The organism is Cryobacterium sp. W22_MBD10_FK3 (assembly GCF_052113745.1).
Taxonomy (GTDB): Bacteria; Actinomycetota; Actinomycetes; order Actinomycetales; family Microbacteriaceae; genus Cryobacterium.
Map to the genome: position 1 here is coordinate 143,973 of NZ_JBGQOH010000007.1, position 13,480 is coordinate 157,452.

A 13,480-nucleotide genomic window follows, 5' to 3' on the forward strand; every position below is an offset into this window, starting at 1 on the left:
CGGTTACTGCTGTGACGCGAGGAGCCTACTTGCCGGCCTTGCGGGCCGGCTTCTTGGCGTCTGCGGTCGGGGCGGCAACCTCTGCACCGGTCTCGAGAGCTGCGTCAACCACGGCTGCGCGTCCGGCGCGAACCTCGGCGAACGACGTGCCGTAGTACGCGGCCTCCATGAGGGTCTTCATGTCCTCGAGCATTGGCATGCGCGGGTTGGCCGGAGCGCACTGGTCGCCGTAGGCGCCCATGGCGAGCGAGTCGAGGCGGCTGATGAAGTCTTCCTCCGGCACGCCCTGAGCCTGGAAGGACGGCTTGATGCCGACCTTGTCGCGCAGCTGCTCGACGGCCTGGGCGTAGGACTCGACGCCCTCGGCAGGAGTCGAGGCCGGGAGTCCGAGGTGACGAGCGATCTCCTGGAAGCGCTCCGGGGCGATGTAGTGCTCGTACTTGGGCCAGCTGGTCAGCTTGGTCGGTACGGTGCCGTTGTAGCGGATCACGTGCGGCAGGTAGGTCGCGTTGACCCGGCCGTGGATCAGGTGCAGCTGGGCGCCGGTGACGTGAGCCATGGCGTGGACTATGCCCAGGAACGCGCTACCGAAGGCCATACCCGAGATGGATGCGGCGTTGTGCATCTTCTCGCGGGCCTTGATGACGCTGCCGTCGGTGCTGCCGATGGTGCCCTTGACGCTGGTCTCGATGTTCTCGAAGATCAGCTTGATCGCGTGCAGGCAGAGGCCGTCGGTGAAGTCGTTCGCGTACACCGAGACATACGCCTCGGTGGCGTGGGTCAGGGCGTCGAAGCCGGAGTCGGCGGCGAGGAACGACGGCATCATGGCCGTGAGCACGGGGTCGATGATCGCGACGGACGGGATCAGCGCGTAGTCGGCCAGCGGGTACTTGACTCCGGTGACGTCATCGGTGATGACGGCGAACGGGGTCATTTCGCTGCCGGTACCCGATGTGGTCGGGATGCAGACCAGCTTGGCGAGCTCGCCCAGGTCGGGGAACTTGAACGCGCGCTTGCGCACGTCGAAGAACTTTTCCTTCATGTCGGAGAATTCGATTTCGGGGTGTTCGTACAGCAGCCACATGACCTTCGCGGCGTCCATCGGCGAACCGCCACCGAGGGCGATGATGGTGTCCGGCTTGAAGGCGCGCATTTCCTCTGCGCCCTTCTCGACGGCTGCGACGGTGGGCTCGGGGAGCACGTTGTCGATGATCTGCAGGGCGACGCGGTTCTCGCGGCGGTTGAGCACGTCGAGGATCTTGTCGACGAAGCCCAGGCGGGTCATGGTCGAGTCGGTCACGATGGTGACGCGGCTGACGTTGCGCATGTCGGCCAGGTAACGAACCGCGTTCGGTTCGAAGTAGGTCTTCGCGGGGATCTTGAACCACTGCAAGTTGTTGTTCCTCCGGCCAATGCGCTTGACGTTGATCAGGTTGATCGCCGACACGTTGTTCGAGACGGAGTTGTGTCCGTACGAGCCACAGCCGAGCGTGAGCGAGGGGATGAACGCGTTGTAGATGTCGCCGATGCCACCGAGCGAGCTGGGAGCGTTGGTGATGATACGGACAGCCTTGACGCGCTTGCCGAATTCCTCGATGATCTCGGGGTTCTCGCTGTGGATGGAGCCCGAGTGGCCCAGTCCGTCGAATTCCACCATCTGCTCGGAGAGCGAGATGCCCTCTTCGGCGTCCTTGGCGTGCATGACGGCGAGCACCGGTGCCAGCTTTTCGCGGGTCATCGGCTCGTGCGGTCCGACTCCGGACACCTCGACCAGGATGATCGACGTCTCTTCGGGAACGGTGAAGCCGGCCTGCTGGGCGATCCACACCGGCGACTTGCCGACGACGGTGGGGTTGAGCTTGGCTCCGGCGCAGTTCTCCGAGTTGGCGGTCACGCCGAAGATGAAGTCTTCGAGCAGGGCCTTCTCGGCGGCGGTGGTGAGGTAGGCGTGCAGAATCTTGAACTCTGCCATGGCCTCCTTGTAGAGGGGCTCTTCGATGATGACGGCCTGCTCCGAAGCGCAGATCATGCCGTAGTCGAAGGACTTGGAGAGCACGACGTCGTTGACGGCACGCTTGAGCTTGGCGCTCTTCTCGATGAAGGCCGGCACGTTTCCGGCGCCGACACCCAGGGCGGGCTTGCCGCAGGAGTACGCGGCGCGGACCATGGCGTTTCCACCGGTGGCGAGGATGGTGGCGATGCCGGGGTGGTTCATCAGCAGGGTGGAGGCCTCGAGCGAGGGGGCTTCGATCCACTGAATACAGTTCTCGGGGGCGCCGGCCTTGATGGCGGCGTCACGGACGACGCGGGCGGCGGCGACGGAGGACTGCTGGGCTCCCGGGTGGAAACCGAAGATGATGGGGTTGCGGGTCTTCAGCGCGATGAGCGACTTGAAGATCGCGGTCGACGTGGGGTTCGTGACCGGGGTGATTCCGCAGATGACGCCGACGGGCTCGGCGATCTCGGTGATGCCGGTGATGTCGTCGCGGCTGATGATGCCGACGGTCTTGAGGTTCTGCATGGAGTTGGTGACGTGCTCGCAGGCGAAGAGGTTCTTCACTGCCTTGTCTTCGAAGACGCCACGGCCGGTCTCGGCGACGGCGTGCACGGCGAGTTCGGCGTGCTTGGACAGTGCAGCGACGGAAGCCTTCTTGACGATGAAGTCAATCTGCTCCTGCGTGAAGTTTGCGTATTCCTTGAGCGCAACGGCGCCCGCGGAAACCATGGAGTCGATCTGCGCAGCTAATGGAGTGGCGACTGGATGGTCTGTGATCGTCATTAGTATTCCTCCTGGACAACCCGATCTGGGATCTTTGTCTCTGGTTCAAACATAGAACGCCGCAACGCCCAAAACACGGGCCAAAGGTCCCACTTCCCGCCATTCGGCTGGCATTCGGCGCTCGTTCAGCATCCGTTCAGCACGCGCCGCAACTGTTGCCCGTGCGGACAAATGGTCCCGGCGCACCGGAACCATTTGTCCGCTTTGGGAACAGTTGCGGGCTCAGCCGGCCAGGCCGCGCACGGCGGCGACGGCGTCGTGCACCCGGGCGGCGGCTTCGGTGAGCTCGGCGGCCGTGGTGCTGGCCGAGAGCGTGAACCGCACGGCGGTCTGGGCGAGGTCGCTGGGGATGCCGAGCGCGGTGAGCACGTGCGACGGCTCGTCGCTGCCCGCAGCGCAGGCCGAGCCGCTCGAGCAGACGATCTCGTGCCGTTCCAGTTCGAGCAGCACCGCTTCGCCACCGGTGCCGGCGAAGGTGAACGAGGCGTTGCCGGGCAGACGGTGCACCGGATGCCCGGTGAGCGCCGCGCCCGGAGTGCTCGCGAGCACCGCCGCCACGAACGAATCGCGGAGCACCGCCAATGCGGGCGCGAATTCGACCCGCTCGGCCTCGGCCAGGTCGAGGGCGGTGGCCAGCCCCACCGCGCCGGCCACGTTCTCGGTGCCGCTGCGTTTGCCGCGTTCCTGGCCGCCGCCGTGCAGCAGCGGTTCCACCGGCAGGCGTCCACGCAGATACAGCGCGCCCACGCCCTGCGGTGCCCCCAGCTTGTGCCCGGAGATGCTCAACGCGTCCACGCCCAGGTCGGCGACGTTCAGGGGCAGCCAGCCGGCGGCCTGCACGGCGTCGGTGTGGAACGGCACACCCGCCGCGCGGGCGACCGCGGCGAGCTCACGGATGGGCTGCACGGTGCCGATCTCGTTGTTGGCGTAGTGCACGGTGACGAGGGTGCTGTCGGGGCGGATGGCCCGGGTGAGCTCGGCGGGATCGACGCGCCCGGTGGCATCCGTGGCGAGCAGGGTGATCTCGAAGCCGTGCAGCCGGTGCAGGTAGTCGCAGGACTCGAGCACGGCCTCGTGCTCGAGGGCGGTGGTGATGATGTGCCGGCCGCGCGGGTTGCCGAGCGCGAGGCCCTTGACCGCGAGGTTGTCGGCTTCGGTGCCGCCGCCGGTGACGGTGACTTCGCCGGGCCGGCAGCCCAGCACCCGGGCGATGCGCGCCCGGGCGGCCTTGAGAGTGGCCGCGGCGGCCTCGCCCACCCGGTGGTGGCTGGACGGGTTGCCGAACCCGCGGGTCAGAACCGGCCAGATGGCTTCGGCGACCTCACGGCGAAGCGGCGCCGTGGCGGCGTTGTCCAGGTAGATCATGACTGCTCCGGGAGTCGGGAGTCGGGCGTCGCAGGAGGGGAGGGTGGGCGTCAGTCCTCGGTGAGGATCACCACGTCCAGCCCGAGGTCGAGCGACCGAACGCTGTGGGTGAGGGCGCCGACCGAGATCACGTCGACACCCGCCTCGGCGATCCGCCGCACGGTCTCGAGTGAGACGCCGCCGCTGGCCTCCACGATGGCCCGGCCGGCCACCAGGCGCACGCCCTCGGCCAGGCTCTCGGCGTCGAAGTTGTCGAGCATGATCGTGTCAATGCCGGCCGCGAGCACCGGTTCGATCTGCTCGAGGGTGTCGACCTCCACCTCGAAGTGGGTGGTGTGCGAGAGCTTGGCGCGCACGGCCAGCAGGGCCTCGGTGAGACCGATGCCGCCGGCGCTGAGCACGGCGAGGTGGTTGTCCTTGGCCATCACGGCATCCGACAGGCTGAACCGGTGGTTGTGGCCGCCGCCGTCACGCACCGCCTGGCGTTCGAACGCGCGCAGCCCCGGGGTGGTCTTGCGGGTGTCGACGATGCGGGCCGCGGTGCCGGTGGTCTCGGCCACGTAGCGGGCGGTGAGGGCGGCGATACCGCTCATTCGTTGCACGAAGTTCAGGCCGATGCGTTCGGCCGTGAGGATGCCCCGGGCGGGACCGGACGCCTCGGCGAGCAGGTCGCCGGCCGCGAAGACGGCGCCGTCGGCGACGTGCAGGTGCACGGCGATGCGGGGGTCGACCAGGCGGAACGCGGCCGCGAAGACGGCACCGCCGCTGAAGACGCCGGCTTCTCTGGCCACCAGCTGGGCGGTGGCGACGGCATCGGCGGGGATCAGCATCTCGGAGGTGAGGTCGCCCCACGGCGCGTCCTCGTCGAGGGCGGCCCGGACGACGGTATCGATGGCGGAAGTGGTCAGCATGCGATGGCCTCCGAAGGCTGCGGCGGAACTGTGACAAAGGAGTGGGTCGGCCGCATCAGACGGCGGGTGAAGCGGGGCCGGGCCAGTTCCGGCCGGCTGTCGGGGAAGTCGGCGCGGTGGTGGGCGCCGCGGGATTCCTCGCGGGCCAGGGCGGCGGCCACGATCAGCCGGCCGAGGTCGAGCAGGTTGCCCGTCTCCAGCTCGGCGACGCCGGCCTGCCGCCGGTCAACGGCCTGCCACCCGGCCAGGGTCACGGCGGCGCGGGTGAGGCCGGTGCCGGCGCGGTGCACCCCGGCGGCCTCCCAGAGCAGGTCCTGCAGCGCGGCCCGGTCGACGAGGGTGTGCGCGTCGCCCAGCCCAGCGTCGAAGGCGGCGAAGGCGTCGTCGACGTCGGAGTCAACGGGGTCGCCGGCCGGCAAGGTTCCGTCGTCGAAGAGCGGCGGGCGCTGCTCGGGTTCGCCGAGGGCGCGCACGGCACGGTCGGCGAAGACCGCGGCCTCCAGCAGCGAGTTGGACGCCAGGCGGTTGGCGCCGTGCGCTCCGGTGCGGGCGACCTCGCCAACGGCGAAGAGGCCGGCCAGGGAGGTGCGGCCCCAGCCGTCGGTGGCGACGCCGCCCATCCAGTAGTGCGCGGCCGGGGCCACCGGGATCGGTTCGAGTGCCCAGTCCAGGCCGGCGGCCCGGCAGGCCGCGGTGATGGTGGGGAAACGACCCTCGAGCAGTTCCCGGCCCAGGCCGGTCGCGTCCAGCAGCACGGGTGCGCCGTCCTGCTTTTTCATCTGCGCGGCGATGCTGCGGGCCACGATGTCGCGGGGCGCGAGTTCGGCATCCGGGTGGATAGCCGGCATGAAGCGTTCGCCCTGGCTGCTGAGCAGCACCGCCCCCTCGCCGCGCACGGCCTCGGACACCAGGGGAGTGCCGGGAACCGCCAGGGCGGTGGGGTGGAACTGGTAGAACTCGACGTCGGCGATCGCGGCGCCGGCCCGCCAGGCCGCGGCCACGCCGTCGCCGGTGGCGATGGCCGGGTTGGTGGTGTGCTTGTAGAGCGCCCCGGCACCGCCGGTGGCGAGGATCACGGCGTCGGCGGACACGGCGAGCTGGGCGCCGTCCGGCCCGAGCAGGAGCGCGCCGGAGACCCGGCCGTCGTCGACGATCAGGTCCACGAGCATGGTGTGTTCGTGGATGGTGATCTGGTCGCCGCCGAGGGCGTGGGCGCGGTTCGCGCGCTCGCGCACCGTGTGCACCAGGGCGGTCTCAATGGCGGCGCCGGTGGCGTCTCCGCCGGCGTGCAGCACCCGTGACCGGGAGTGCGCGGCCTCCAGGCCGCGGGTGATGCCGGACTCGTCGCGGTCGAAGTCGACCCCGAACCGGATCAGGTCCCGCACCCTGGCCGGGCCTTCCTCGCAGAGCACCTGCACGGCGGCGGGATCGCAGAGGCCCGCGCCGGCCCTCAGGGTGTCGAGGATGTGCGCATCCACCGAGTCGTCGGGGAAGAGGGCCGCGGCGATGCCGCCCTGGGCGTACCGGGTGTTGCTGTCGGAGAGGGCGGCCTTGGTCACCAGGGTCACCCGGTGGCCGGTATCGGTGGCCCGCACCGCGGCGATCAGGCCGGCCAGTCCGCTGCCGACGACCAGCACGCGTGCCATGGTCAGGCTCCCACCGGGGCGGCGACGGCTGCCACCGGTCCAGCCGCGGGCGGCTTGGCCGCGAGCATCCGCTCGAGCGCGACCCTGGCGTGGTCGGCCACGTCGTCGGCCACAGTGATGCGGTTGAGCACCTCGGCCGGCATCTCCTCGGCGCCCACCAGGGCCTCCAGCACCCAGGCCAGGTAGCCGGAGTGGATGCGGTACATAGTGGAGCACGGGCAGACCACCGGGTCGAGGCAGAAGATGGTGTGCTGCGGGTACTGGGCGGCGAGGCGCTGCACAAGGTTGATCTCGGTGCCGATCGCGAACGTCGACCCGGCCGGAGCGGCGGCGATGGCCTTGGCGATGTAGTCGGTGGAGCCGTACTCATCGGCGGCGTCCACCACGGCCATCGGGCACTCCGGGTGCACGATCACGCGCACACCGGGGTGCTCGGCGCGAGCGGCGTCGATCTGGTCGACGGTGAACCGGCGGTGCACGCTGCAGAAGCCGTGCCAGAGGATCACCCGCGAGTCTTCGAGCTCGGTCTCGGTGTTGCCGCCGAGCGGCTTGCGCGGATTCCACATCGGCATCTGTTCCAGCGGCACGCCCATGGCCTTGGCGGTGTTGCGGCCCAGGTGCTGGTCGGGGAAGAACAGCACCCGCTGGCCGCGCTCAAAGGCCCACTCCAGCACGGTCTCGGCGTTCGAGGAAGTGCAGACGATGCCGCCGTGCTCGCCGCAGAAACCCTTGAGCGCGGCGGAGGAGTTCATGTAGGTGACCGGGATCACGGGAACGCGGCCATCGGCATCCGGTTCGGTGCCGTAGAGCTCTTCGAGCTGCTCCCAGCACTCGGTGACCGAGTCGATGTCGGCCATGTCGGCCATCGAGCATCCCGCGGCGAGGTTGGGCAGGATCACGGCCTGCTCGGGGCGGGAGAGCAGATCGGCGGTCTCGGCCATGAAGTGCACACCGCAGAACACGATGGCCTCGGCGTGGGGCCTGCTCTGGGTGGCCACGGCGAGCTGGAACGAGTCGCCGACGAAGTCGGCGTGCTGGAGCACCTCTGCGCGCTGGTAGAAGTGGCCGAGCACCACGACCCTCTCACCGAGGGTGGCCTTGGCGGCGCGGATCCAGTCGTCCAGGTCGGCATTCGATGCCGTGCGGTAGCGCGCGGGTAGCTCGCCCTGGCGGGGGGAGCCGGTGGGGATGACGTCGCCCATCGACGAGCCGGGCCCGTAGCCGGGTGCCTTGTCGTCGAAGTACCAGGGGTCAACGGCGAGGTCGGGCGTGCAGGTGCTGCCGGCGGCCTCTCCGGTGCTGATCAGGCGGATGGTGCGGTCGACCGATGCGATGGTCATGTCGTGCTCCTCGGGGAGTGCGGGGTGGGTCGGAGGGGAGTCTGGGGGGAACCGGCCAGCGGGCCGAGCGGGCCTTGTTCGGCCAGCGACTGGGAGTCGTTGTAGCGGTAGAGCCGCGGCGGGCGGTGCGGAACCCCGGCCAGGCGGAGGCCGGTGTCGACCAGGGAACCGGATGACTCGATCGTGCGACGGAAGTTCGCCGGGTCGAGGGGCTTCTGCAGCACGGCTTCGTGCACATCACGCAGTTGCGCCAGGGTGAAGGTGTCACCGAGGAAGGCGTGCGCGATGCGGGAGTACTCGACCTTGGTGCGCAGCCGCCAGAGGGCGTATTCCACGATGCGGTTGTGGTCGAAGGCGAGGTCGGGCAGCCGGTCTGCGGGGAACCACTGCACATTGTCGTCGACGACGGCCAGTTCGGCCTCGGTGGACTGCACGAGAGCCCAGTAGACGACCGAGACCACCCGGCTGCCGGGCGAGCGGCTCAGGTCACCGAAGGTGTAGAGCTGCTCCAGGTACTTGGGGGTGAGCCCGGTGGTTTCGCGCAGGGTGTTGGCGGCGGCGGCCGAGAGCTCTTCCTCCGGCGGCAGCCAGCCACCGGGCAGAGCCCACAAGCCCAGGTAGGGATCCCTGGTGCGTCGCACGAGCGGCAGCCACAGGGTCATGAACCCGGATTCAACGTCGGGCCGAAGGGCGAAGATGACCGTCGACACCGCAAGCACGGGCGGGTGGGAATCGGTCATCGGGGCATCCATCGACTAAAGGTCAGTGTGACTCTAACGTGATGTCCATCATATAGTCATTGTGACCTGAAGCCGACACCCTCTCGTTTCGCAACCCGCTTGCGTGGCGAATGATCAGGCGTCCGGGGTGGGCCGCGGTGCAGGGGCCGGGTTGCTGTGCCGGGCTCCGCGGCCGGTCAGGCCCCAGATCGTGACCCGTCCCATGGCCTCGAAAACGATGCCCCCGCTCATCTTGGAACTGCCCCGGGTTCGTTCGACAAAAGTGATCGGCACCTCCACCACGCGCAGCCCGGCGCGCACGGCGTGCAGCAACATGTCGATCTGGAAGCAGTAGCCGAGGCTGTCGACGCTGCCCAGCCGCATCCGTTCGAGAGCGTCGGCGCTGTACACCCGGTACCCGCCCGTGACGTCGTGCTGCGGGAGCCTCAGCAGCAGTCGGGAGTAGGCCGAGCCGCCCCTGGACAGCATCCGGCGGTGCCACGGCCAGTTCTCCACCCGCCCGCCGGGGATCCACCTGGATCCCATGACGACGTCGGTGGTGAGCGCGGCCGACAGCAGGCTGGGCAATTGTTCCGGCTGGTGGGAGCCGTCGGCATCCAGCTGCACCAGGTAGTCGTAGCCGCGGGCGCCGGCCCAGTCGAAGGCCTCGAGGTAGGCGGCACCGAGACCGTTCTTCTGGGCGCGGTGCAGCACCTGCACCTTCGAATCCGACATCGCGAATTGGTCGGCGAGGGCGCCTGTCCCGTCGGGGGAGGCGTCGTCGACGACCAGGATGTCGGCATCGGGAACGCTGGCGCGCACGCGACCGATGATCGGGCCGAGATTCTCTCGTTCGTTGTACGTGGGAATGATGACCACAGTGGATGGCATATATCTACCTTGTCAGTTCGATCATGATGGTGCGATTGATGGTGCGGGCGGAGGTGACGGTGAAGCCCAGGTTCTCGAGCACGTCGACGTCGGTACCGGTCGTTGTTTGCGTGCTGCCCACGTTCTGCAGCACCCACACCCGGTCGGTGCCGGCCAGCCGCGAGGTGGCCTGGTCCAGCGGAATGGTGGTGTCCCACAGCCAGTCGACGTCCTGGTAGGGCTCGTCGAGGGTGACGTCCCTCAGCCCGACGAAGGCCGCCGGGTACAGGTGCATGGCCAAGCGCGGGCGCTGGGACGGCTTGGTGCTCTCGTCGAACACCACCGCATCGCCGGGACGTGCGTCGGTGCGCAGCACGTCGGCCACCTGGCGCCAATCGCTGCCACCGTTCTTGGCGAATTCCGTGCGCTGCGCGAGATAGCCGGGCAGGGCGAGGGCGGCCACGAGCAGCAGCACCCCGGCCTGGGCCCAGCGGTGCCGGAGCGCGCCGATACCCACGGCTACCGCCACGGCCGCGGCCGGAGCGCAGATCGACATGTAGCGCAGCGAGTACACCGGCGTGACGAGGTAGCTGCCCAGCAGGAGCACGGCGCTGGGAAGCAGCAGCCAGGCCAGCACGACGAGCAGTTCCCGGCGCGGTGCACGCCGGGGGTCGCCAGGGGCGCGGGCCCGGCCAGCGCTGCTGGCGTCGAAGCGTGGCACGAAGGTGGCCAGGCAACCCAGCACGATGAGTCCCCACGCCAGTGCCGCCAGCAGAGCGGTGCCGAACCACTGGTGTATCGCGGCGTCGAGTACCCCCACCTGGGCTCGGCGGCCGAGAAAGGAGATCTGGCCGCGCTCGGTGAACCCCCAGTAGATCACCGGGGCGGCGACCAGGAGCGCGCTCGCCGCGGCAGCGCCCCAGGCTGCGAGAGGGATGGTGGACGGCCGACCAGCCAGGAGAATCACGAGGAGCAGGTGCACGGGAAGCAGGAGCACAGAGTAGAGGAACACGTAGATGCCGGCGGCGAGCAGGGCTGAGTACGCGGCCCACAGCGCGACGCCCCAGCCGAGGTTCGCCGGTCGCGCCCTGAGGAGGTGCACGAGCAGCACGGTGGTCCAGACGGCCAGCATGGTTGCCAGCGCCGTGGAACGCGCTTCGGCGCCCATGTAGGTGACCCTGGGCAGTACCGCGAAGACCAGGCCGGCGGTCACGGCGACCTGCCGGTTGACGAGCAGCCTGGCCAGCATCGCGGTACCCGCGGTGGCGGCGCCGATAGCGAGGGCGCTGGGCAGCCTGGTCGAGAACTCGCTGGCGCCGAACAGGTCGATCCAGCCGTGCAGAAACAGGTAGTAGGTGCCGTGCACGGCGTCGATGTGTCCGAGCATCCGGAACAGCGACGGCAGGCTCCGCTCGGCGGAGAGGACGCTGGCCGCCTCGTCGCCCCAAAAAGACGGCCGCCAGGATCCGGCGGCCGAAACCAGGAAGCCCACCAGGCCGAGCGCGGCGGCGGTGCCGGCGAAACCACGCGACCGCCACGTCGAAGGCCGCAGGACCTCGACGGTGGGAGAGGCGAGAACAGTCGTCACGTGCAGACGTTAGAACCCTCGGGTTAACGTTTGCCGCCGGACGGTGTCGGTTGGCCTGCGAACTTTCTCAGACAGCCGATTCTGCGCTCGGGCGTGGCGGCGCCTGCTCAGCGGATGTGCCGGGGCAACCGGATCTCGACCGCCAGCCCCGCGCCGGTGTTCCGCAGCAGGACCGACCCGTTGGCCCGTTCGACGATGGCGTGCACGATCGCCAGGCCGAGCCCCGATCCGCCGGAACTGCTCGACCTGGAGTTGTCGGGGCGGGAGAACCTGTCGAAGGCCAGGGGAATGAAGGATTCGGGTAGCCCGGGGCCGGTGTCGACAACGGTGAGGAGGGCGCCGCCACCGGAGCGCATCAGCGTGACGGTGACGCTGCCGTGGCCGGCCATCGCCGCGATGGCGTTGGTGATGAGGTTGTCGAGGAGCTGGCCCATATTGGTGCTGGAAATCCCGTACCGGCCCACCGGGTCGTCGTCGTCGATGCGGTAGACGACCTCCAGTTCGTGGCCTTCCCGCACAATCCTGGCCCGGTCCACCGAGGCCGTGATCTCTCCGACGAGGCCGGCCCAGTCGGTCTCCGGCGGTGCCTGCTCGCTCTCCAGCTTGCTCAGTTCGAGCAGGTTGGTCGCCAGCCGGCTGAGCCGTTGGGCGGTCGCCGACGCATCGCGGATGTCGCGCTCCAGGGCCGGCGCGTCACCGGAGTTGAGATGGGCCAGCTCGAGTTGCGCCTGCAGCACCGCGAGGGGAGTGCGCAGCTCGTGGCTGGCATCGGACACGATCTGTTTTTCGCGGTCGACGCCTCGCCGGAGCCTCGCGATGAAGTCATTGAGGGTGCGGGCGAGTTGGCTCACCTCGTCCCGCCCGGCGGGCACCCGCAGCTGGGCCGAGGACGCCGTCGTGCTCAGGCTCTCGGCCTCCTCGCGCAGGCGGGTCACCGGGCGCAGGGCGGCACCGGTGAGAAGCCACGAGGCCAGCCCGAAGCCGGCGGTGAGAATCAGGGTGCCGAGACTCAGCACCCCGGTGAGTTCGTCGAGCAGGAGCGTGGGGGCCTGCTGGCTGCGAGCCGCGATCACGAGCCAATCGCCCGCATCCGAGGTCACCGGGGTGGCCGACACCAGGTAGGTGGCGGCGGGCGTGTTCACGGTCTGCGGATCGGGGCCCAGCTCGGTGAGAGCATCGATCTGCCGGTCCAGGCTGCGCGGGAGTGACGACTTGCGCACGTTCCCGGCCGGGTCGACGATGGCCAACAGCTGGCCCTCGCTCGGGCTGCGAATCGCCTCGGTGGGATCGGTCGCGAGCTGGCCGAGAAGAGACTCGGCGTCGTTGCGCAACATCGTCTCGTTCGTCTCCGTGAGGATGGATTGCACCTCGAGGCGGAAGAAGAACGCGGCGGTGCTGAACAGCACGGTGGCCACGAGCAGGCTGCCCGCGGTGATGCGGGCGCGGATCGAGAGCGCCGGCCACCAGATGTGACGGAGACGGCTCACCGGGTGGGCCGCCTCATTCGACGAGTTCCACGGCGTATCCGGTGCCGCGCACGGTGACGATCCGCACGCCGGCGGCATCGGTGTCGATCTTGCGACGCAGGTAACTGATGTACTGATCGACGATGTTGGGGTCGATGTGGTTCGTGCCGTTCCAGATCTCTTCGAGGATGGTGGTGCGGTCCACGGTGCTGCCGGCCCTGGAGCAGAGCAGCCGCAGCAGCGCCACTTCCTTGGGGCTCATCGACACCGCGCGCCCGGCGACGGTCACCCGCAGGTCGCGCGAGTCCAGCACGAGGTTGCCGATCTCCACGGTGGCCGGGGCGCCCATCGACCGGCGGCGCAGCAGGGCACGCACCCGGGCGGAGAGCTCTGCGAAGGCAAACGGTTTGGTGAGGTAGTCGTCGGCGCCGCTGTCCAGACCGAAGACCCTGTCGTCAACGGTGTCGCGTGCGGTGAGCAGCAGCACGGGCATGGTGCTGCCCGACTCGCGGATGCGCCGGCAGATCTCGAATCCCGACATCTGCGGCAGCATCACATCGATGGCGGCCAGGCTGAAGCCGTCGCCGGAGATGGCGATCAGGGCATCGACGCCGTTGGAGACCCGCGCGGTCTCGTACCCCTCGGCTTGCAGGCCGCGTTCGATGAGGGCGCCCATCTGGTCATCGTCTTCCACGACCAAGATCTTCATCCGTCACCCTCCACTTGCACCAGGGTCTCATGCTGGCACGTTGAGGGCCGCTCCGCTCGCGACCTGCCGACGGTCAAGCTGGGAAGC

At 69.1% G+C, this 13,480-nt stretch carries 10 protein-coding genes; all 10 read right to left on the bottom strand.

Annotated elements, in window-relative coordinates; all coding sequences use genetic code 11:
- Nucleotides 1-25: 25 nt before the first annotated feature.
- Nucleotides 26-2,779 (bottom strand): bifunctional acetaldehyde-CoA/alcohol dehydrogenase, encoded by a 2,754-nt coding sequence (gene adhE / locus ACEN2M_RS09705; RefSeq protein ID WP_441647912.1) that lies wholly within the window; start codon nucleotides 2,777-2,779, stop codon nucleotides 26-28.
- Between the two features lie 222 nt (nucleotides 2,780-3,001).
- Nucleotides 3,002-4,144, bottom strand: a complete 1,143-nt coding sequence (locus ACEN2M_RS09710) for a cysteine desulfurase family protein (protein ID WP_441647913.1) — start codon at nucleotides 4,142-4,144, stop codon at nucleotides 3,002-3,004.
- Nucleotides 4,145-4,194: 50 nt separating this feature from the next.
- Entirely contained in the window at nucleotides 4,195-5,055 is an 861-nt protein-coding gene (gene nadC, locus ACEN2M_RS09715; protein WP_441647914.1) for a carboxylating nicotinate-nucleotide diphosphorylase, read from the bottom strand.
- Nucleotides 5,049-6,701, bottom strand: coding sequence for an L-aspartate oxidase (gene nadB, locus ACEN2M_RS09720; RefSeq protein ID WP_441647915.1), 1,653 nt, complete (start codon nucleotides 6,699-6,701; stop codon nucleotides 5,049-5,051). Before nadB ends, nadC begins: the two co-directional genes overlap by 7 nt.
- 2 nt (nucleotides 6,702-6,703) lie before the next feature.
- On the bottom strand, nucleotides 6,704-8,041 hold the full coding sequence (nadA, locus tag ACEN2M_RS09725; RefSeq protein WP_441647916.1) for a quinolinate synthase NadA: 1,338 nt from the start codon (nucleotides 8,039-8,041) through the stop codon (nucleotides 6,704-6,706).
- Nucleotides 8,038-8,781, bottom strand: coding sequence for an NUDIX hydrolase (locus ACEN2M_RS09730; protein ID WP_441647917.1), 744 nt, complete (start codon nucleotides 8,779-8,781; stop codon nucleotides 8,038-8,040). The genes nadA and ACEN2M_RS09730 overlap by 4 nt, the downstream gene beginning before the upstream one ends.
- Before the next feature lie 114 nt (nucleotides 8,782-8,895).
- Nucleotides 8,896-9,651, bottom strand: a complete 756-nt coding sequence (locus ACEN2M_RS09735; RefSeq protein ID WP_441647918.1) for a polyprenol monophosphomannose synthase — start codon at nucleotides 9,649-9,651, stop codon at nucleotides 8,896-8,898.
- A 4-nt stretch (nucleotides 9,652-9,655) separates the two neighbouring features.
- Nucleotides 9,656-11,218 carry a glycosyltransferase family 39 protein gene (locus tag ACEN2M_RS09740; RefSeq protein WP_441647919.1) on the bottom strand — a complete coding sequence of 521 codons (1,563 nt, stop codon included), beginning with the start codon at nucleotides 11,216-11,218 and terminating at the stop codon, nucleotides 9,656-9,658.
- Nucleotides 11,219-11,325: 107 nt separating this feature from the next.
- Entirely contained in the window at nucleotides 11,326-12,705 is a 1,380-nt protein-coding gene (locus ACEN2M_RS09745; RefSeq protein ID WP_441647920.1) for a sensor histidine kinase, read from the bottom strand.
- A gap of 13 nt (nucleotides 12,706-12,718) precedes the next feature.
- Nucleotides 12,719-13,393 carry a response regulator transcription factor gene (locus ACEN2M_RS09750; protein WP_441647921.1) on the bottom strand — a complete coding sequence of 225 codons (675 nt, stop codon included), beginning with the start codon at nucleotides 13,391-13,393 and terminating at the stop codon, nucleotides 12,719-12,721.
- Between the last annotated feature and the right edge of the window lie 87 nt (nucleotides 13,394-13,480).

Coding starts and splice junctions, on each gene's coding strand:
- adhE (WP_441647912.1), bottom strand. CDS start 2,779: ATGACGATCACAGACCATCCAGTCGCCACTCCATTAGCTGCGCAGATC.
- ACEN2M_RS09710 (WP_441647913.1), bottom strand. CDS start 4,144: ATGATCTACCTGGACAACGCCGCCACGGCGCCGCTTCGCCGTGAGGTC.
- nadC (WP_441647914.1), bottom strand. CDS start 5,055: ATGCTGACCACTTCCGCCATCGATACCGTCGTCCGGGCCGCCCTCGAC.
- nadB (WP_441647915.1), bottom strand. CDS start 6,701: ATGGCACGCGTGCTGGTCGTCGGCAGCGGACTGGCCGGCCTGATCGCC.
- nadA (WP_441647916.1), bottom strand. CDS start 8,041: ATGACCATCGCATCGGTCGACCGCACCATCCGCCTGATCAGCACCGGA.
- ACEN2M_RS09730 (WP_441647917.1), bottom strand. CDS start 8,781: ATGACCGATTCCCACCCGCCCGTGCTTGCGGTGTCGACGGTCATCTTC.
- ACEN2M_RS09735 (WP_441647918.1), bottom strand. CDS start 9,651: ATGCCATCCACTGTGGTCATCATTCCCACGTACAACGAACGAGAGAAT.
- ACEN2M_RS09750 (WP_441647921.1), bottom strand. CDS start 13,393: ATGAAGATCTTGGTCGTGGAAGACGATGACCAGATGGGCGCCCTCATC.